The organism is Arthrobacter sp. V1I7, from assembly GCF_030817015.1.
GTDB lineage: Bacteria > Actinomycetota > Actinomycetes > Actinomycetales > Micrococcaceae > Arthrobacter.
Window position 1 is genome coordinate 4,458,580 of sequence record NZ_JAUSYS010000001.1, and the last position, 19,852, is coordinate 4,478,431.

Annotated in this window: 14 protein-coding genes and 2 pseudogenes; 11 read left to right on the forward strand and 5 right to left on the reverse strand. The window is 63.6% G+C overall.

The window, feature by feature from the left end; all coding sequences use genetic code 11:
- Positions 1–157 precede the first annotated feature (157 nt).
- On the forward strand, positions 158–2,746 hold the full coding sequence (locus QFZ69_RS20595) for an AMP-binding protein (RefSeq protein WP_306914080.1): 2,589 nt from the start codon (positions 158–160) through the stop codon (positions 2,744–2,746).
- 43 nt (positions 2,747–2,789) lie between these two features.
- Here the strand turns inward: QFZ69_RS20595 and QFZ69_RS20600 are convergent, their stop codons facing one another.
- Positions 2,790–3,140 (reverse strand): metalloregulator ArsR/SmtB family transcription factor, encoded by a 351-nt coding sequence (locus QFZ69_RS20600; protein ID WP_306914082.1) that lies wholly within the window; start codon positions 3,138–3,140, stop codon positions 2,790–2,792.
- Between the two features lie 112 nt (positions 3,141–3,252).
- Between QFZ69_RS20600 and arsB the strand changes: the two genes are divergently transcribed.
- The 5 genes from arsB to QFZ69_RS20625 all read left to right on the forward strand — a co-directional run bounded on the left by arsB (position 3,253) and on the right by QFZ69_RS20625 (position 7,748).
- Entirely contained in the window at positions 3,253–4,350 is a 1,098-nt protein-coding gene (gene arsB / locus QFZ69_RS20605; protein WP_306914085.1) for an ACR3 family arsenite efflux transporter, read from the forward strand.
- A 30-nt stretch (positions 4,351–4,380) separates the two neighbouring features.
- A complete protein-coding gene (locus tag QFZ69_RS20610) occupies positions 4,381–4,815 on the forward strand; it encodes an arsenate reductase ArsC (RefSeq protein WP_306914087.1) in 435 nt (144 codons plus the stop codon).
- Positions 4,816–4,845: 30 nt separating this feature from the next.
- Positions 4,846–5,823, forward strand: a complete 978-nt coding sequence (gene trxB / locus QFZ69_RS20615) for a thioredoxin-disulfide reductase (protein ID WP_306914089.1) — start codon at positions 4,846–4,848, stop codon at positions 5,821–5,823.
- A gap of 181 nt (positions 5,824–6,004) precedes the next feature.
- Entirely contained in the window at positions 6,005–7,372 is a 1,368-nt protein-coding gene (locus QFZ69_RS20620; protein WP_306914092.1) for an FAD-dependent oxidoreductase, read from the forward strand.
- Positions 7,373–7,385: 13 nt separating this feature from the next.
- Positions 7,386–7,748: a PDDEXK nuclease domain-containing protein gene (locus QFZ69_RS20625; protein WP_306914094.1), complete on the forward strand. Its 363-nt coding sequence runs from the start codon at positions 7,386–7,388 to the stop codon at positions 7,746–7,748.
- 179 nt (positions 7,749–7,927) lie between these two features.
- On the opposite strand, the gene QFZ69_RS20630 is transcribed toward QFZ69_RS20625, so the two are convergent.
- Entirely contained in the window at positions 7,928–8,356 is a 429-nt protein-coding gene (locus QFZ69_RS20630; protein ID WP_306914096.1) for a hypothetical protein, read from the reverse strand.
- Complete coding sequence (locus QFZ69_RS20635) at positions 8,353–8,616, reverse strand: hypothetical protein (protein WP_306914098.1); 264 nt, start codon at positions 8,614–8,616, stop codon at positions 8,353–8,355. Before QFZ69_RS20635 ends, QFZ69_RS20630 begins: the two co-directional genes overlap by 4 nt.
- A 483-nt stretch (positions 8,617–9,099) precedes the next feature.
- On the opposite strand from QFZ69_RS20635, the pseudogene QFZ69_RS20640 reads away from it, so the two are divergent.
- Together QFZ69_RS20640 and QFZ69_RS20645 are read left to right on the forward strand one after the other, a co-directional pair.
- Positions 9,100–9,392, forward strand: a pseudogene (locus tag QFZ69_RS20640) (DUF4193 family protein).
- A 681-nt stretch (positions 9,393–10,073) separates the two neighbouring features.
- On the forward strand, positions 10,074–10,727 hold the full coding sequence (locus tag QFZ69_RS20645; protein ID WP_306914100.1) for an aspartate/glutamate racemase family protein: 654 nt from the start codon (positions 10,074–10,076) through the stop codon (positions 10,725–10,727).
- Positions 10,728–10,938: 211 nt separating this feature from the next.
- On the opposite strand, the pseudogene pyk reads toward QFZ69_RS20645, so the two are convergent.
- Positions 10,939–12,218 (reverse strand): annotated as a pseudogene (pyk, locus tag QFZ69_RS20650) (pyruvate kinase); the annotation flags it as partial.
- A gap of 197 nt (positions 12,219–12,415) precedes the next feature.
- Between pyk and QFZ69_RS20655 the strand changes: the two are divergent.
- Positions 12,416–13,294, forward strand: a complete 879-nt coding sequence (locus QFZ69_RS20655) for an aldo/keto reductase (RefSeq protein ID WP_306914101.1) — start codon at positions 12,416–12,418, stop codon at positions 13,292–13,294.
- Between the two features lie 37 nt (positions 13,295–13,331).
- On the opposite strand, the gene QFZ69_RS20660 is transcribed toward QFZ69_RS20655, so the two are convergent.
- On the reverse strand, positions 13,332–14,555 hold the full coding sequence (locus QFZ69_RS20660) for an ROK family protein (protein WP_306914103.1): 1,224 nt from the start codon (positions 14,553–14,555) through the stop codon (positions 13,332–13,334).
- A gap of 125 nt (positions 14,556–14,680) precedes the next feature.
- Between QFZ69_RS20660 and QFZ69_RS20665 the strand changes: the two genes are divergently transcribed.
- Together QFZ69_RS20665 and QFZ69_RS20670 are read left to right on the forward strand one after the other, a co-directional pair.
- Positions 14,681–17,839: a glucan 1,4-alpha-glucosidase gene (locus tag QFZ69_RS20665; RefSeq protein WP_306914105.1), complete on the forward strand. Its 3,159-nt coding sequence runs from the start codon at positions 14,681–14,683 to the stop codon at positions 17,837–17,839.
- Positions 17,840–17,941: 102 nt separating this feature from the next.
- Entirely contained in the window at positions 17,942–19,783 is a 1,842-nt protein-coding gene (locus QFZ69_RS20670; RefSeq protein WP_306914107.1) for a family 49 glycosyl hydrolase, read from the forward strand.
- The last annotated feature ends 69 nt before the right edge of the window (positions 19,784–19,852 follow it).

A 19,852-nucleotide genomic window follows, 5' to 3' on the forward strand; every position in this document is an offset into this window, starting at 1 on the left:
GCTCGGGGTCATCGTCGTGACCGGGGTGATCTGGTGAATTCCGCCAGAAACTGATCGAAGCCGCAAAGTAAGACGGAGCACCCGCGTCGAAACGGGGCCGGGCAGGGCAACGTCACGAAGTTGAGTTAGGTTAGGCATACCTCCTAACATTCTGATGATGACCATACAGCCAGATCTGGCGGGTGTCTCCTTCGCCGCCGATCTGGCGAGGTTCGGGGACCGCACCGCTGTCCATGTCAATGGCGGCTCGCTGAGCTATCGCGAACTCGCTGGCAGGGTAGAGTCCATCGCACGATCCCTGGGACCTGTCCGCCGGCTCGTCGCCCTGGAAGCGGACAACACCTTGCCGTCCCTCCTCGTATACCTTGCAGCGCTGGCTGCCGGGCATCCGCTGCTTATCCTGCCCCCGGGCGGAGGCCATGCCTCCGAGGCCCTTGTTGCCGCCTACGATCCGGACGTCGTCGCCCACATGGTGGACGGCGAGTCGGTGATGGACGTACGGCACGAAGGGACCCGCCACGAGCTCCACCCTGAACTGGCGATGTTGGTGAGCACTTCAGGATCCACTGGCTCACCGAAGCTCGTGCGCCTTTCTGCCGAAGGCATCCAGGCCAACGCGGCCGCGATCGCCCAGTACTTGCATTTGCGTCCGGAGGATACGGCGGCCACAACACTTCCACTGTCCTATTGCTATGGGATGTCGGTGGTGAACAGTCACCTGTTGGTGGGGGCGTCGCTTGCCCTCACCGATCTGTCAGTGGTGGATCCGTGCTTCTGGGATCTCATGCGTGCCCGCGGTGCGACTTCCTTCGCGGCTGTTCCTTACACCTTTGAGCTCCTGGAGCGCGTGGGATTCGCCGACATGGAGCTGCCGAGCCTGAGGTACATCACGCAGGCGGGCGGGCGGCTCGACTCGGATCGGGTCCGTGCGTACGCAGAATTGGGTAGACGCCGCGGCTGGGACCTGTTCGTCATGTACGGGCAGACCGAAGCCACGGCCCGCATGGCCTACCTGCCTCCAGATCTGGCAGCCGGACATCCCCAGGCAATTGGCGTTCCGGTCCCCGGCGGTACGTTCCGGCTTGAACCGGTTCCGGGCCTGGACGACTGCGAGCTTGTCTACTCCGGACCCAACGTGATGCTTGGCTATGCCGAACGAGTTGAAGACCTTGCCCTGGGGCGCGAGGTGGAAGGGCTTTACACCGGTGATCTTGCTCGCTGCACCAAGGACGGACTGTACGAAATCGTCGGGCGGCGCAGCCGTTTCGTGAAGATTGTCGGGCTGCGGGTGGATCTTGGCCAGGTGGAGCGGCTCCTCGATGGCCTGGGCGTTTCCGGCGCGGTGGCCGGCATTGATGGCCAGGTGGTCGCCGCAGTTGAAGGCAGCCACGACCTTTCCTTGATCGCCAAGACCCTGGCGCAGGATCTCGGCCTGCCACGTGCCACAGTCCAGCTTCGCCCAGTGCAGGCGATCCCGCGTCTGGGCAACGGAAAGCCGGACTATCCCGCCATCCTGGACTTGCGCCCTGAAGAAGAAGCCGACGGCGGACCCGGCGCCGATGACGGCAGTGCCGGCTCACGATCCGATGATGCGCGGCGCATCTACGCGGATGTGCTGGAACGAGACGATATCCGCGACACAGACACGTTTGTGTCCCTGGGCGGTGACTCGCTGTCCTATGTCGCTGCATCGGTCCGGCTGGAGCAGGTCCTGGGCGACCTTCCCCGTGGCTGGCACCTGCTGCCGGTATGCGAGCTGGTCCCCGGCCCCGAGGGGAACCTCTCCGCGGGGGCGGCGCCCGGAGACGCTCCGAAAAGCAGGGCGGCCGGTCTGGTCCGGACGTGGCGACGCCGGCTGCTGGCCCCGATGGAGACCGGCATCGTGCTGCGCGCGGTCTCCATCATTTTCATCATTTCCACGCACATCGGATGGTTTTCCTGGGAGGGAACGGCACATGTGCTGATGGCCCTGGCCGGCTACAACTTCGCACGCTTCCAACTGACCGGTACGCGCCAGGAGCGGCTGAGAAGGCAGGCGCGGACCGTTGCCCGGATCGTGCTGCCAAGCGTGGCCGTGATCGGCTTCGCGTTCGCGGTGACCGATACCTACAGCTGGGCCAATGTGTTCCTGCTCAATGCCTTCCTCGGTCCGCCGGGGTGGAGCGATTTCTCCCGCTTCTGGTTCGTGGAAGTGCTCGTCCACATTCTGATCGGTGTTGCAGCACTCTTGTCCGTACCGGCCGCAGACCGTGCGCAGCGTCGCTGGCCGTTGGCTTTCCCGCTCGCCATCGTCGGCGCAGGCCTGCTGGTGCGCTTCCATGTTGTCGAGGTCCCGTTCCCGGGGCAAGGTCCGGTTTTGTGGCTTTTCGCGCTCGGCTGGGCGGCAGCGGTCTCAAAGACCGTGGGGCACCGGGTGGCCGTGAGCGCATTGGCCATTCTGGCCATTCCGGGGCTGTTCGAGGAGGGGTACCGCAACGCCACGATTCTGGCCGGGTTCCTCGTCCTCGTCTGGGTGCCCGCGTTGCCATTGCCGCGTGGCCTGCACCGGCTCACGGCCGTGCTGGCAAGCTCGTCCCTGTACATCTATGTCACGCACTGGCTGGTCTATCCGCTGTTCGACGAAGCCGGAAAGGGCCTGGCGGTCGCCGCCTCCTTGGCGGTCGGCGTCGGCTACTGTGCAGTTGCCACCCGCGCCATGAGCGCCGCGGAGCGCTGGTGGCGGTCCCGTCACCGCCGATCAGCCTGATTTCTGACAGAGGGCGGGCGGCGGCCGGGTGTTTCCTTTGGTGTCACAGGGTCGAGAGGAGTCCGGCTGCCTGTTCCAGCGCGCCCGGCACCAGGGAGTAGTAGGCCCAGGTGCCGCGCTTCTCACGCTTCAGCAACCCGGCCTCGACCAGAATCTTGAGATGGTGGGAAACCGTCGGCTGGCCCAGGTCCAAGGGCTCGGTGAGGTCGCAGACGCAGGCCTCCCCGGACTCGCCGGCCTTGACGATGGAGAGCAGGCGCAGGCGGTTAGGGTCGGCCAGTGCCTTGAAAACCAGAGCCCTCTGCTGGGCCTCGCCGGCGCTCAGCGCCGGCTTCTCCGACGGCGCGCAGCACGAGACATCGACCGCGGGCTCGAGCGTTTGCAGAGAATTCATGAACCCATTATGCACACAGATTGACATTCATCGATATAGGTGGGGATACTTCACATATCGACATTCATCAATCTTGCTGGGCAGCACAGGCGCACAGCAGCACAGGAGCACCGTGAGCATCCAGACGCAATCCCCGCCGCCCGCCACCGGAGAGGCCGCCGTCAGCGGCAAACTCTCCACCCTGGACCGGTTCCTGCCGGTCTGGATCGTGGCGGCCATGCTGCTGGGCCTGGCGCTGGGCAGTCTGATCCCCGGTCTGAACACTGCCCTGGAAGCGGTCAAGATCGGCGAAGTGTCTCTGCCGATCGCCATCGGCCTGCTGGTCATGATGTACCCGGTGCTGGCCAAGGTCCGCTACGACCAGACACCCCGGGTCATGGCGGACCGCAAGCTGATGATCTCCTCCCTGGTGATCAACTGGGTGCTGGCGCCGGCGTTCATGTTCGTCCTCGCGTGGATCTTCCTGGCTGACCTCCCGGAGTACCGCACCGGACTGATCATCGTGGGCCTGGCCCGCTGCATCGCCATGGTGATGGTCTGGAACGACCTCGCCTGCGGCGACCGCGAGGCCGCCGCCGTGCTGGTGGCCATCAACTCCGTCTTCCAGGTCATCGCCTTCGGCGCCCTGGGTTGGTTCTACCTCCAACTCCTGCCGTCCCTGCTCGGCCTGCCGACCACCAGCGCCGACTTCTCCTTCTGGGCCATTACCGCTTCCGTCCTGGTCTTCTTAGGGCTTCCGCTGCTGGCAGGCTTCCTCACCCGCATCGTCGGGGAGAAGGCCAAGGGCCGGGACTGGTACGAGAACACGCTCCTCCCCCGGCTGGGCCCGTGGGCGCTCTACGGCCTGCTGTTCACCATCACCCTGCTCTTCGCGCTCCAGGGCGGCACCATTACCGCCCGGCCGCTGGACGTCGCCCGGATCGCGCTGCCGCTGCTGGTCTACTTCGTCGTGGTCTTCGGCGCCGGCATGCTGATCGGCAAGTGGCTCGGACTCGGCTACGCCAAAACCACCACACTGGCGTTCACCGCCGCGGGCAACAATTTCGAACTGGCCATCGCCGTGGCGATCGGCACCTTCGGGGTCACGTCCGGTCAGGCGCTGGCCGGCGTCGTCGGACCCCTGATCGAAGTCCCCGCCCTCGTCGCCCTGGTCTACGCCGCACGGTGGGCAGGGAAGCGCTACTTCACCCACGCCCCTGCCTCCCTCTAACCACTGATACACCTTCAGGAGAACATCATTATGACCACCGAAACCACCAAGAAGCCCTCGGTCCTCTTTGTCTGCGTCCACAACGCCGGCCGCTCCCAGATGGCCGCCGCGTTCCTCACCACCCTCGGCAAGGGCGCGGTCGAGGTCCGTTCCGCCGGGTCCCAGCCGGCAGACAAGGTCAACCCGGCCGCCGTGGAGGCCATGGCTGAACTCGGCATCGACATGTCCGCCGAGATCCCCAAGATCCTCACCACGGAGGCCGTAAAGGAATCCGACGTCGTGATCACCATGGGCTGCGGCGACGAATGCCCGTACTTCCCCGGCAAGCGCTACGAGGACTGGGTCCTGGAGGACCCCGCCGGCCAGGGCGTGGACGCCGTCCGCCCGATCCGCGACGAGATCAAGACCCGCATCGAAAACCTGATCACGGAACTGTTGCCCGCGCTGCACACCGACGCCCAGTAACACCCGATCCGAACACCAAGGAGTCTTTTCGTGAGCACCGTACAGCTGATCATCATCGGATCCGGCCCGGCCGGCTACACCGCGGCGATCTACGCCGCCCGCGCCGGGCTGAAGCCGCTGGTCCTGGCCGGATCGGTCACCGCCGGCGGTGCCCTGATGAACACCACCGACGTGGAGAACTTCCCCGGCTTCCCCGAAGGGATCCAGGGTCCGGAACTCATGGACGGGCTGCAGCAGCAGGCCGAAAGGTTCGGCGCCCAGGTGGTGTTCGACGACGTCACCGCAGTCACGCTCGCCGGGCACCTCAAGCGCGTGGCCACCGGCGCCGGCGAGACCCATGAGGCCCCGGCAGTCATCCTGGCCACCGGTTCCGCGTACAAGGAACTCGGACTGCCGGAGGAGAAGACGTTCAGCGGCCACGGGGTCTCCTGGTGCGCCACCTGCGACGGTTTCTTCTTCCGCGACCAGGACATCATCGTGGTCGGCGGCGGCGACTCCGCGATGGAGGAAGCGACGTTCCTGACCCGGTTCGGGAAGTCCGTGACCGTCGTGGTCCGCAAGGGCGAACTCCGGGCCTCCCGGATCATGGCCCAGCGCGCCAAGGACAATCCCAAGATCCGCTTCGCCTGGAACTCCGCCATCACGAAGATCCACGGCGACGGCAAGGTCACCGGCGTCACGCTGAAGGACACCGTCACCGGTGAAACCCGCGAGCAGTCCGCCACCGGCATTTTCGTCGCCATCGGGCACGTCCCGCGCACGGAACTCGTGAAAGGCCAGGTCGAACTCGACGCCGAGGGCTACATCAAGGTCTATTCCCCCACCACGGTCACCAACCTCTCGGGCGTGTTCGCCTGCGGCGACGCTGTGGACCACCGCTACCGCCAGGCCATCACCGCCGCCGGGACCGGCTGCGCCGCAGCCCTCGACGCCGAACGCTACCTCGCCGCGTTGGATGACGCGGACAGCATCGCCACCGCCCTGGTGGAAGAACCCACCCACGCCTGAACCCGAACGGAGAGGAGGTGAGCTGAATGAAGACAGGATGCTGCAGCGACTCGGGTTGCTGCGACGACTGCCTGGATGACATGCAGGGCTGCTGCTAACACACTCACGCCTGCCGGCCCCACAGGGACCGGCAGGCATCTCCGCAAGTACCATCACAGCTAGGGATGAAACAGAGGAACCATTGGATTCAGCGAAGAACCTTCCCGTTGCCGTAATCGGTGCCGGGCCCGTGGGCCTGGCCGCCGCGGCCCACCTCCTCGAACGCGGACTCGAACCGCTGATCTTCGAAGCCGGCCCCTCCGCGGGCGCCGCCATCGAGCAGTGGCGCCACATCCGACTGTTCTCACCGTGGCGGTTCAACATCGATCCCGCCGCCGTCCGCCTGCTCGAAGCATCCGGCTGGGAATCGCCACGACCCACGGCCCTTCCCTACGGCGGGGAACTCATCGACGATTATCTGGCCCCGCTGGCCGCACTCCCTGCTATCGGCTCGCGGCTGCAGACCGGCGCCAGGGTCCTCGCCGTGACCCGCGCCGGTATGGACAAGACCCACACCCGTAACCGCGAGAGAACCCCCTACACCGTCCGGGTCGAACACGACGGCGGCGAGGTCCGAGACCATACGGTCGCAGCCGTCATTGACGCCTCCGGTACCTGGTCCATCCGAAGCCCGCTCGGCACCTCCGGGCTGCCCGCCATCGGCGAAGACTCTGCCGCTGACCGGATCTCATCGCCGCTCCCGGACGTCACGGGCCGCGATCGTGGAGCTTTCGCCGGACGCCGTGTCCTGGTCGTCGGCGCCGGCCACTCCGCCGCCAACACCCTGATCAGCCTCGCCGAGCTGGCCAAGGACGAACCCGACACCCGGATCCTCTGGGCGGTCCGCGGCGCGTCCGCCGAGAAGGCCTACGGCGGCGGCGACGCCGACGGACTGCCCGCCCGCGGCCAGCTCGGTGCCCGCCTGCGCCGCCTCGTCGAGGCAGGAACCATCGAACTGCACACCGGCTTCGGCATCGGCTCGCTGAAATCGCTCGCATCGCACGTGAGCGTCGAATCCGTTGACGGACGCATCCTGGAGGCCGACGTCGTGGTGCCCTGCACCGGCTTCCGCCCGGACCTGGACATTCTGCGTGAACTCCGGCTGAACCTGGATCCGGCCGTAGAAGCACCCGTGGAGCTGGCCCCGCTGATCGACCCTGAATTCCACTCCTGCGGCACCGTCCCCCCGCACGGCGCAGCACTGCTGGCCCATCCGGACAAGGACTTCTACACCGTCGGCATGAAGTCCTACGGCAGGGCGCCGACCTTCCTGCTCGCCACCGGCTACGAACAGGTCCGCTCCGTCGCCGCCGCCCTGGCCGGGGACCAGGAAGCGGCGGACACCGTCCAGCTCAAACTCCCCGAGACCGGGCTGTGCTCCTCCGATGCCGGCACCAGCTGCGACGCCCCGGCAGCAGCCGCCGTTGACTCCCAGTCCTCGTGCTGCGCGGCCCCGGAGCCCGTCGGATTCCCCACCGGGCTGTCCCACGGCCGCTCCGGCGAAAACTGACCCGATCCTCTGTATGAGTCCCGTATCGGGCGCGCGCCGCCGCCCTCTTCTACAACAGGCACCGGATGAGCGGACGGGCAAGTTCCAGCCGGAATACGCCGGCAAGCTCAACTTCTACGTCGCCCTCGTCGATGACGTGCTCCGGCGAGATCACGACAACGAAACCATCGGCATCCTCATCTGCGGCACTAAGAATGACCGCAGCGTCCGGTACAGCCTAGGACGTTCAACTTCCCCAATGGCCGTCGCCGCCTACACATACGACAAACTTCCCCTGGCCGAGCAACAAGTGCTTCCTAACGAAGGACACGTCGTTGCAGCTCTGGAATGGGCAGAACCCGACGCGAACGAGGAAGCCAGCTTTGGGCAAGCCTGAGATGTACCTCTGTCCGATTTCGCCAACGCAGTCTCGCAAGCCGCGGATGGCAATACAGCTCGAAAAGACTAATCACGTCCAGTCATGCTTTGGAAGAGTGCGAGATTTCTGGGGGAGAGATGGGAAGCCTGTGCGCTGGAATGGCCACGAACGACACGGGGAGCTGGCATCCTGACCTCCTATTCGGGCAGCTCCATCTGGAAGCCGCAGGAGCACCGCAGGACGCGGGTGGAGAGGTACACCGCAAGAACGTCCTCGCTGGCCTGGTCGGTAGCTATGGGGGAGTAGAAGCGGTGCATTTCGGAACCTGCTTTTTGCATCGGTCGGCCACAGTGGATGTAGTGCCCGCCGAAGACGAGTACATCGGGTGTTCTTCTTCCTCTGCGGTTGAGGATCACGGCAACATGCGCGACGTCGGCGGCATGGGCAAGGAACTGCCCGCAGGCGGTGCAGGTGTAGGACACCGCGACCAGGGTCTCTGAGTACGGCCGAAGTGACTCGATGGACCTGATGGAAAGGTGGCGGTCCGTGCCACAGTCAGTACACTGCAGCGGAATCGCGCGGGGCAGCTGGCCGTCAGGGGTGTACCCGTTGGGGTCGATCGTCATGGCCAGGCCGCGGGTGGATAGCTGGACAGGATGTAATCGGCCATGGCCGGGCCGGTCATCCGCAACCGGCTGTCATGGACATCGATACCGCAGCGGTGCATGGCAGCCCGGAAAGTGATGTCGGGCTTGGGCTCCAAGCCCTCGAGCAGGCACCAGCTGGTGTACAGCCCGTAGAGACAGTCCGGGCCCAGAGGGCAGTCCGTATCAGGGTCCGGGACGGTGGCTTCATCAAGGAATCGTTCAAAGTGCGAGGGGACCATCTCGGGTCTTTCCGCGAGTGTGCACCTTTGCCGCCGTTAGGCTACAGCGGCTATCTTCGCGGCCGTGCACGCGGCTGGAAGAGGAGGGGTCACACCCTGAGAGGTGGCATCCCCATTCGCTTCATAATGTAGGCATCGCTGCCGCCCGTTGTCCAGAGCAGGGCGGGCCCGGACGCGAAACCATCAGGGCGTATCGCGGGAGAGACGCATGGTGTCAACCTCTTCTCGCAGCGTCCCGCGGCACTGTACTGATTCGAGGAAACGGATCGTTTAGGTCTGAGTAGCGCGTACGACCGGGATTTTGAGACCAGCACTCGGCGACATTTCCCTTGATCTTCCGGACCTTTTTCACGTCACCAGGACTCGGCTGTCCCAGCACCACCCCACGTGTCCTTCAAGAGACTGGAACAACGGCGCAATGATGTAGGTTGCATTCCCATCCAGCAACAACACCAGAAAAGGGAACGAGCCAAGTGGCCACCGATTTACGATGAAGTTCGATCCGATGTCAAGGAATCACAGGACAATCGCTAGAAGCGCTCCGATCCGAGAACGCCCCGGACGCCCGCAGCGTCGCTCGTGAACTGGATTACTCCGATGCGCTGGACGACACCATGGTCCCGGGCGGCGAAATTGTAGCGGAGGAACTGGTCGTGGAGGTCATCCCGCAGGCCGAGGACGAATTCACCTGCTACTCCTGTTTCCTGGTGCGGCACCGGTCGCAAATCGCCCGCGAAAAGAATGACCACGTTTACTGCATTGAGCGTGAAGGATAGGGCCTGGATCCGCCGAAAAACCAGCTCGAAGGGAGTGACGTAACGACGGCTACCCTCCGCCCCTACACCCCCCCGTCCACGGCGTGAACCGTATCTGCGGATCAGCGGGTTTGGGCTGGCGGATGTGTCTGCCGAGACTGAGGGGAACCCCAGCCCGCAGCCGGACCGTATTCAAGCTGACCGGCAAATGCGGTCTCTAGGGGTGCCAGCGGCTCGGGACGCTGGGGAAGACGCCTTGAGCTAGGTGCTCCTTCGCTCGTCTGATCGCTAGCTTGACGTAAGGCCATTTATCGGCGTTTGAAAACGAGGCGGGGGAGTGGCCGTAAAAGGGGGCTCTGCACGATATCCGGTGCGGGCCTTCTCCCAGAATTTTCGGTGCTCAGGACCGGTTTGCCAGCGTCCCGTTCACAGCAGTCCGCCACCGCGGTCGTCGTCCTTGCTGCGGAGCCTGCACCGCTTGCATAGCCTTCCGTCTTCCAGTGTCCGTTATCGACGCTTTTAAATCCGCCCGGGCCGCTCGAGGGGCTCTCCTAGCACGGCCGCTGTCGGCGGGTGTGCTCCGCCGCGTGACGGTGCAGTGATCGCCCGCCCGGTGTTTTGGATGGTCATTGCGCCGTAAACCGGCGGAAACATTCACTGCTTACTGTTGCTGTGAGGGATCCAAATGGGGGAGGCAAAATCATGCATGTAGGTGTCATCCGTGCTTTGACCACGTCAGACCGGCGTCTGCTCCATTCGCACGGGAAGTTGCTGCACGAATCGTTCGGCTTTGAGGTAACGTCGCGCTGCATTCCGGGCCAGCCTTCGGGCGTCTACAACGACGAGTCACTGCGGCAGGCCGTGCCCAAGGTCGCGGAATTGGCGCTTGCCATGGCCCCCGGTGTTGACGCTCTGATCATTAGCTGCGCGGCTGATCCGGGTCTTGCCGAAGTGAGGTCACTGGTGGACATTCCGGTGATCGGCGCGGGGTCGGCTGCAGCGGCGGCCGCACTGGCGCTCGGCGGCCGGGTAGGCGTCCTGGGCTTAAAAGCCTCGGTGCCCGGCCCGATTTCCGAGACGCTCGGTGAACGCATGGTACTTATCGACGGTCCCGAAAGTGTTGAGACGCCGGAAGGGTTCCTTCTGCCCACCGGCATCTTCGACTCCCTGGCAGCTGCCCAGATGCTGGTTGATGCCGGCGCGGATGTCATCGTCGAAGCCAGTACGGGCTTGACCAGTATTGGAATGGCGGACGTGCTGCGCCGCCGGCTGGGGATACCGGTCATCGACCCCGTGATCGCCGCCGGCGCCATACTCGTCTCGGCCGCGGCAGCACGGGACCTGCAGGCCGTATAGGCAGGCTGGGCAGAACGCTATCCCCAGCACAGTTGTACGGCCGGGTATACGCGACACCTTAAATGGCGATCCTGCAGAAACCAGTTCATAAGGGTACTCCTTTGAAGGGTGACCGGTTGCTGCAGGAAACTTGGCCCGAGGTGGCATCAGCCGCGCCGCGCCACATAACAATGGAAAAGGGAGTAAGGCGGGGCGGTCAGGCCCCGGTCGGTCAAGACACGGTGCGGTTCCGCTTCTTCTTCTCTCGCCAGGGGCCGAGCTTTTCCTTGTGGGCGGCAGCTTTCCCAACAGAGATGGAGTCGGCGAGGTCGCCCACCTTGTGCACCTTCAGCGAGTTGGTGGAGCCAGCCTTTCCGGGAGGCGAACCGGCGGCAATAACCACCAGGTCGCCGTCGTTCACAAGCTCCATTTCCAGGAGGCTGCGGTCAACCTGCGCGGTCATTTCATCGGTGTGGTCCACCATCTGGACCAGCACCGGCTGGATGCCCCAGGTCAGCGCCAGCTGGTTCCAGACCTGCTCCACCGGAGTGAAGGCGAAGACCGGCTTGATGGGGCGCAGGCGCGAGAGGCGGCGTGCGGAGTCGCCGGACTGGGTGAAAGCACAGATGTACTTGGCGTCCAGCTGGTCGGCGATTTCGACGGCGGCACGGGTGATGGCGGCGCCACGGGTCTTGGGCTTGGTGCCCAGCGGGGGTACGCGTTCGAGGCCGTGGACCTCGGTGGACTCGATGATCCGGGCCATCACGTTGACGGTCTCGATCGGGTACTTGCCCACGCTGGTCTCACCGGAAAGCATGACCGCGTCAGCACCGTCCAGCACTGCGTTGGCGCAGTCTGAGGCCTCGGCGCGGGTGGGGCGCGGGTTGTCGATCATGGATTCCAGGACCTGGGTTGCCACGATGACCGGCTTGGCCGAGCGGCGGGCCAGTTCGATGGCGCGCTTCTGGACGATCGGTACTTCCTCACGGGGAAGCTCCACGCCGAGGTCGCCACGGGCCACCATGATGGCGTCGAACGCGTCGATGATCTCGTGCAGCTGTTCCACGGCCTGCGGCTTTTCGATCTTGGCGATGACCGGCACGCGGCGGCCTTCTTCGTCCATGATCTCGTGCACGCGGACGATGTCGGACGCATCGCGAACGAACGAGAGGGCCACCAGGTCGACACCGCGGCGCATGGCCCAGCGGAGGTCGTCCTCGTCCTTTTCGCTCAGCGCGGGAACGTTGACGGCAACGCCGGGAAGGTTGATGCCCTTGTTGTTGCACCATGCCGCCCACGGTCACCTCGGTAACGACCTTGACGTCATCGACCGCGGTGGCGCGCAGTGCCACCTTGCCGTCGTCGATGAGGAGGGCATCGCCCACGTTTGACGTCCTCGGTGAGGCTCTTCAGCGTGGTGGAGCAGATGTCTTTGGTGCCGGGAACGTCCTCGGTGGTGATGGTGAAGGTGTCACCGACGGCGAGGGCGTGCGGGCCATCGACATCAGCTCCGACCCCGAGGAGACACCCGTTATAAGATCCTCGGATAATTTTGCGACAGCTCGGCAGAGATAACGGAGAGACGCCCGAGTTGGGGGCACGGTGCTGGGGCAGTTCGGGAACCATTGGGATGTAATACCGTCTTCGTGAGGACGAAGTTGCGAGGCACATGCAAGGGTGCGGGCAGTTACTGGATTGGGAGTGCATGCATGCTGGAGAGAAGGCCGTTTGGCGAAACTGCTTTGAACGTCTCTGTCGTCGGGCTGGGTGCCGGTCAAATTGGTGAACACGATGTCACTGAGGCCGAAGCGGCCGAGGTGCTCAACGGAGCACTGGATCTCGGAGTAACGCTCATCGATACCGCCGCTAGCTACGGGCTGAGCGAAGAGCGCATCGGTCGGCACCTTCACCGACGCCGGGACGAGTTCGTGTTATCAACCAAAGGTGGTCCCAGCATCAACGGTCAACGGGACTGGACGCCCGGCAGCGTGTTGGCCAGCATCGAACGGTCCCTGCGCCTGACCCAGTCGGAACGTATCGACATCTTCTATTTGCACTCTTGCCCAATCGAGATTCTGCGGCGTGGTGATCTTCAGGAAACCCTGGACAAGGCCGTCGCCGCCGGGAAAATCGGTGTCGCCGGTTACAGCGGCGACAATAAGCCTCTCGCATTCGCTGTGGATTCCAGCCGGTTCGGCTCCATCGAAACCAGTGTCAACATAGCTGACCAGTGGAATCTCAGACACGTTCTCGGCCGACGGCCCGAACTAGGAGTGATCGCCAAGCGCCCGATCGCGAACGCGCCGTGGCGGTTCGTCGACCGGCCGACCGGGCACTACGCAGAACTCTATTGGGAACGGCTACAGGCACTCAAACTTGATCCAGGCGACATGGATTGGACCGAGTTCGCCCTGCGCTTCACGGCGTACGCCCCAGGTGTGCACACCGCAATTGTCGGCACTGCCAAGCTCGCCCATCTGCGCCGGAACATCACCGCAGTCAGCCGCGGGCCCCTTCAGCCTGAAGCGTTGGGAGGCATCGACCGCGCTTGGCGCGAAGTTGGTTCGGACTGGTCCGCCTCGACCTAACGGGCAGAGCTCACTGGAGTGGGCGGACGTTGCCCAGCTAGTCGAGCAGGGTAGCCAGAGCGCGGTCAAGTGCGATGCGCACGGCTCCCTGCAGCGCGGCACGGCCGGCCAGCGTTGAGGCGGCAATGCGGGGGCGGGCGGACTTGAGCCGTTCAAGTTCTTCGTCCAGCAGCGGGATCAGGACGTCCCCAGCCCCGGCGGGCCCCCCGGACAGCACCATCAGCTGCGGATCCAACAGCGTGGCGAGGACGGCGATCGCCCGTGCGGTGCGCTCCGTGACAACCTCCACCACATCGAGTGCCGCTCGGTCCCCCTTCCGTGCGGCTCCGAGCACCATCTCAGCGTCCACGGCGGCCGGGACCCTGCCGCAGAGGCGCAGTAACTCACTACCGCCGGGCGGTTCCGGCCGTTCCCCGTTGAGGATTTCCGCAGCGGCTATTGCGCCAAGTTCCCGGCACATGCCGCCGATGGCGTCTGTGTTCCCTACGCCCTCTACTAATTCCAGAAAACGCATTTCACCGGCGGATCCACCGCCGCGGATAAGTTGACCGCCGAGGCATATCCCGGCCCCCAGCCGCTCCCCGGAGAGGAGCACGACGACGTCGTCAACGTCCTGCGCCACGCCAAGCCATCGCTCTGCGATAACAGCGAGGTTGGCGTCGTTGTCGACGATCAACGGCCAGTTGAAGTCAGGGCGGAGTGCGAGACGCAGGTCCAGGGCGGCCAGCCCTGGCAGGTAGGACTCCAGCGCAACCGCGTGCCCGTTTGGTCTAACAGGGGCGGGTACTGCCATCCCCGCGGCCATCACCTTGGACGGGTCCACGCCGCACTGGGCCAGGACCTGCCGTACGCCCTGCCGGGCAACCAGTAAGCGTTCGGGTGCCCCGATATGCTCATCACGCCACCTTTCGGACCGCTCCGCAACGATGGTGCCAGCGAGGTCTGACAAGCAGAGCTGTAGTTTGGTGGCTCCAAGATCGATCCCCATCACGTATCCGGCCCGGGCATTCAGCGCGAATCGACGTGATGGGCGTCCGCTTCGCATGGCCAATCCAGGGGGCGTCTCGATTTCGGTCACCCAGCCCAGCTTGAGTAGTTCGTCGCAGACTGTCAGGACTGTAGGCCGGGAAAGGCCGGTGGCTTCCATAAGTTCGCTCGCATCCAGTCTGACGCCAGAAACGAGGGCTCCCATGACAGCGGCGGCAGAGATCTTGCGAAGCACGGGGACCGTGGCTTCTGTTTTTCTTGTGCTGCTTTTCAACGCCACCCCCTTGACCGGCTCAACTGCTGCTACCCATACTAGGGGGGCATTTGATTAACGGCGTTTATATATTCCCTCTAAGCGCTGCTGGCAGGGAATCAAGAAGCACAATCCCCAGGAGAGCAATGAAGCATCATCTTAGAACAGGCTGCGCTGCGGCAGCCTTGGCAGTCGCGGCATCGGCGGTGGCCTTCACACCCGCCAGCGCAGAAGCAGGACCGGCGCCGGGGGCGCCGGGAGCTTCCGCGACGTGGACGAAAGGCGACAAAGAGGGGGTTGGAACCTCGGTCAGTACAGCGTCAAAGGTCTGGTACACCCTCACCGAGGGGACTCTCAGTGAGGTGTACTACCCGCGGGCCGATACACCTAACACCCGCGAACTCCAGTTTGCGGTCAGCGACGGATCGCGTTCCCAGCGCGAGAATGAGGACACGACCCGGCGGGTGGAGCTGACTGACCCGCAAGCGCTGAGCTACCGGCAAATCACTGAAGACAGTGCTGGCCGCTGGCGGCTGACCAAGACCTACGTGACGGACCCCCAGCGGTCTGCTGTGATGCTCGGCGTCACTTTTGAGGTACTCGACGGCGGCGATTACCAGCTGTACGCCCTGTTCGATCCTTCGCTGGCAGGCACGTCCGGTGGAGATTCCGGCAGGACCACTGGCGGCGGTGCCCTGGTGGCAGAGGACCTCTCGATTCCGGACACCCCGGTCGCCTCTGCATTGGTGTCAAGCTCGGGTTTCAGTGCTACTAGCACCGGATACGTCGGCACCAGCGACGGAGGAGCGGATCTTGCCGCTGACGGCAAACTCGACGGCGCATACACCGACGCCGGGCCGGGAAATATCGCTCAAACGGGAAGGATTCCCCTGACAGGGGCGAAGACGGAATTCTCTCTCGCCCTGGGCTTTGGTGCCAACGCCCAGGAAGCGCTCGATACAGCAAACGCAAGTGCGAGCCGTGGATTTCCCAAGGTGTCCAAGGAGTACACGAAGGAATGGAAGCAGTACCTGCAGTCCCTGGACAAGCCTGCCAAGGCCCTGGACGGTGAACTCCGGACGCAGTATGACGTATCGCTGATGACGGTCAAGGCCCATGAAGACAAGACGTTTCCCGGTGCCTTCATCGCCTCGCTGACGACGCCGTGGGGGCAGGTGGCGAATGCTGAGCAGCACCGCGAGGGTTACCACGCGGTGTGGGCACGCGATATGTACCAGTCGGTGACTGCCCTGCTGGCGGCCGGGGACAAGGACGCTGCCCGCCGCGGAGTCGAGTGGCTGTTCAAGTACCAGCAGCTGCCCGACGGGCACTTCCCACAGACTTCCAAGGTCGACGGGACCGTGGGCCAGAATGGCATCCAGTTGGACGAAACAGCGTTCCCAATCCTGCTGGCGAACCAGATCGGCCGCACGGACGCTGACTTCTATGCAAAAGAACTGAAGCCAGCGGCTGACTACCTTGTTGCAGCCGGGCCCAAGACGCCTCAGGAACGGTGGGAGGAAACCGGCGGATATTCAACGTCGACCCTGGCCTCGCAAATCGCCGCGCTGGCAGCTGCCGGAGACATTGCCGAGCTCAACGGCGATGCCGGTTCCGCCGCAATTTACCGGGCCACCGCGGACGAGTGGCAGCGCAGCACGGAAAAGTGGATGTTCACGACCAACGGACCGGTCGGTGACGGCAACTACTACCTGCGCATCAGTAGAAGCGGCGACCCTAACGACGGTGCTGTCCGTGACTGGGGCAACGGCGCGGGCGTTCATCCGGAAAACGCCGTGTTGGACGCTGGCTTCCTTGAGTTTGTCCGGCTCGGTGTGAAACCACCCACCGATGCGCACGTCGCAGATTCCCTCGCCGAAACAGATGCCTCCATCTCGCAGGAAACGCCGGGGGGCCGTATGTGGCACCGCTACACCTATGACGGATACGGGGAAAAGGCTGACGGTTCCCCGTGGGACGGCACCGGCGTCGGACGGCTCTGGCCGCTGCTGACTGGCGAGCGGGGTGAATACGCTTTGGCGAACGGCCAGGATGCGTTGCCTTACCTGGCTACCATGCACGCCGCCGCCAATAACGGCTTTATGATTCCCGAGCAGGTGTGGGACCAGGACGAACCGACTTCTTACGGCCATGAACTGGGCCGCAGCACCGGCTCTGCCTCCCCGCTTTCGTGGGCGATGGCACAGTATGTCCGGCTTGCTGCGGGCATGAAGCAGGGTTCACCTGTTGAGACCCCGCGGAACGTCGCACAGCGATATGCTTCAGGTGCAGTCGCCGAGCCTGCCCTTGCGATTACTTCTCCCGATCACCTCACCACGTCGGACTCCCCCAGCACTACTGTGGCCGGCACGACGGCGGCGACTAAGGTCTACATTTCCGTCAACGGGAAGATTGTTGAGGCCCCGCTTACCCCGGCGGGGGGCGGCACGTCCACTTTCTCGTTGGATGTCGCTCTTCCGGGAGTCAAAAACACGGTGACCGTGGCCGCCGTGGGCGCCGACGGAGGCACTGCCGTCGAGGACCGGACCGTGCTGCACTATGGCAGCCGGATTGGCGGACTGCAGGACCCATCAGGAGATGACAACGGCCCGGGCAGCTATACCTACCCGACCAACCCGGTCTACGTCCCCGGCGCTTTCGATCTCACCGGTGTCGACGTCTTTGACGCTGGCGAGAACTATGCATTCGTCACCACGATCGCCGGCGACGTCACCAACCCTTGGGGCGGTCAAGGCATCTCTCACCAGCGGATTAACGTCTACCTCAGCAACGGCAATACGGCCGCCGTGCCGGCGCTGCCGGGTACGAACGTGAACGTTGAGAATGCCTGGGATTCCGTCGTCGTTACCGACGGGCGCTTCGATGGTGCAGGCGTTTTCGCCCCTGACGGCACGCGCACGTCGGCAGTCACACTGCTGACGGTGCCCGAAGCCCGCCAGATCGTCACTATGGTGCCCAAGACTGCTCTGGGTGACCTGGATCCTGCCTCCGCAGAGTTCGCCGTGGCCATGTTCGGGAACGCCGAGTCAAGTGAAGGCATCGGCAACGTACGGCCCGTGTACGACGGCGGATACTGGGCAGCCGGAGATCCCTCGTGGGTTAAGGAGTGGCGCTTCGGCGGCGGTGCCGGCGTGTTCGACGGCAGCACACCCTCCCGGGACACCGACACCAGCGATCCAAATGCCCTGGATGTGATTGTCCGCGAGGGCCAAAGCCAGGCCGCGGTGCTTGACTGGCACGCAGCCTCACCCGTGGTGGTTCCCATGGTCGAACTGAAACCATAATTTTCAAATCCAAGGCGGGGCCGGAACTTCCGGTCCCGCCTTCCCTTTACATAGGCATACTTAGAACAGGGGAACGCAATGAAGCACTGCCTCCGTCTTTTAATGTCAGGACTCGTCCTGCTGCTGCTCCTGCCATGTGCTGGCCCGTCGCCCGCCCGGGCGCAAACGCAACAGACGGCCTTCACCTCAGCGAGCACCGAGCTGCGGACCTGGTGGCATGACAACTACGAGTTCAATGCAACATCTCCAACCTCGGAAGACCGGGTCCGCCGTTCGTCCTTTTACGACGTGAAGGTGGCCACGGCAGCAGCTCCCGGAATGCGTTACGATTCCTTCGCATATATGAGCATTCCCCGCAGCGGGAAAGGTAAACCCGGCTACACAGAGGAAGACGGCGCAGAGTTCTCATCGTCAGCCAACCTCTCCATGAGTTGGTCCAGCTTTGAGTACTCTACGGACGTTTGGGTGGACGTGAAGCTCACGACTGGCCAGACGATCACTTCCGCGGACCAGGTGACCATCCGGCCCAGCAAATACACCTTTGAGAAACAGCTTGTGGACTCCAGCACCATCCGGGTGAAGGTCCCCTACTCGCTGTCGGGCTACCGGTTCTCGGTGGAGTTCGCGCCACAGCTCTTCACCGCATACAACGACATGTCCGGGACCAGCGGGGTGCTGACCGAGACTTCAGGCGGAGACCACCGTGCTATCCACACCGAGCCGCGGAATTCGATGATGATCTTCGCCGAACCTGTCCTGACGGGTGCTGAGGCGGACCGGCTCATTCCCACCCCGGCATCGGGCAGTACCTACTACCCGCAGGAAGGCCTGGTGAATGACCTCTCGTCGGTGACGGAGGACATCATCTACTTCCGGCCCGGCACCTACTACATGGGTTCAGATCTTCACTCCTCAATGCCAGCGAACGTCAAATGGATCTACTTGGCGCCTGGGGCCTACGTGAAGGGCGCCTTCGCGTTCTACAACTCCACCCAGGGCGTCTACAAGGTCACGGGCCGCGGAGTGCTCTCGGGCGAACAGTACGTCTACGAGGCTGATACAACCAGCGGCTACAACCATCTCAGCGGTGACGGAAACTGCCACGAAACGTGCGTCAAGATGCTGCAATTCTCCTCTTCGGCAACCATGCAGCAGTACCTGGATGTTGAGGGGATTACCATCAGCGAGCCCCCATACCACTCCTTTGTGATATACGGGCCGGAGAACGCCTATGACATGAAAATGCGGGTGGACAACTACAAGCAGGTGGGCAGCTGGTATTGGCAGACCGACGGCATGGAACTCTACGAGGGCGGGCGGATGAACAATACTTTCTTCCACTCAAATGACGACGTCCTGAAGCTCTACCACAGCAACGTAGCGGTGGATAACACTGTGATCTGGAAAAACGAGAACGGACCAGTCATCCAATGGGGCTGGGCACCACAGAACATCGAAAATGTGGTGGTGACCGACACAGACGTCATCCATAACCGCATGTACTGGAAGGACGTCAAATACAACACGTGCATCATCAACTCGTCCTCCCATTGGGCCGACATGGGTTCCACCACCAAGGCGAATCCGGCCACCACGATCAAGAATTTCCGGCTGGAGAACATCACCGTCGAGGGAATGACCAACTGTGCTGTCAGGATCTATGCGCTCTCCAACACCGAGAACATCCACATCAAAAATTTGAAAATTGGAAGCTGGAACGGGCTGGACTACACCTCCCAGGTAAGCCACCTGAAACGCCATTCGGACACTGCCAACAACAAGGTCACGCTGGGCAACGAAACGACGGACAGCAGGGGCATCAAGCTGGAGAACTACACCGTCGGTGGCCTCGTGATCGACAAGACTAGGACCAACTGGAGCAACACTCAGCCAGGCCGGCTCGGTTTCGACGGCGAAACTTGGGATAACTGGAACGCGTGGTGAACCCGGAGTTGGTGGACTAGGAGTCGCTGCTCACGTCACTAGCCGGGGAGCCGCAGTAGTCGGTCTCCC

Coding starts and splice junctions, on each gene's coding strand:
- QFZ69_RS20595 (WP_306914080.1), top strand. CDS start 158: ATGACCATACAGCCAGATCTGGCGGGTGTCTCCTTCGCCGCCGATCTG.
- QFZ69_RS20600 (WP_306914082.1), bottom strand. CDS start 3,140: ATGAATTCTCTGCAAACGCTCGAGCCCGCGGTCGATGTCTCGTGCTGC.
- QFZ69_RS20610 (WP_306914087.1), top strand. CDS start 4,381: ATGACCACCGAAACCACCAAGAAGCCCTCGGTCCTCTTTGTCTGCGTC.
- QFZ69_RS20625 (WP_306914094.1), top strand. CDS start 7,386: ATGAGTCCCGTATCGGGCGCGCGCCGCCGCCCTCTTCTACAACAGGCA.
- QFZ69_RS20630 (WP_306914096.1), bottom strand. CDS start 8,356: ATGACGATCGACCCCAACGGGTACACCCCTGACGGCCAGCTGCCCCGC.
- QFZ69_RS20635 (WP_306914098.1), bottom strand. CDS start 8,616: ATGGTCCCCTCGCACTTTGAACGATTCCTTGATGAAGCCACCGTCCCG.
- QFZ69_RS20645 (WP_306914100.1), top strand. CDS start 10,074: ATGCATGTAGGTGTCATCCGTGCTTTGACCACGTCAGACCGGCGTCTG.
- QFZ69_RS20655 (WP_306914101.1), top strand. CDS start 12,416: ATGCTGGAGAGAAGGCCGTTTGGCGAAACTGCTTTGAACGTCTCTGTC.
- QFZ69_RS20665 (WP_306914105.1), top strand. CDS start 14,681: ATGAAGCATCATCTTAGAACAGGCTGCGCTGCGGCAGCCTTGGCAGTC.
- QFZ69_RS20670 (WP_306914107.1), top strand. CDS start 17,942: ATGTCAGGACTCGTCCTGCTGCTGCTCCTGCCATGTGCTGGCCCGTCG.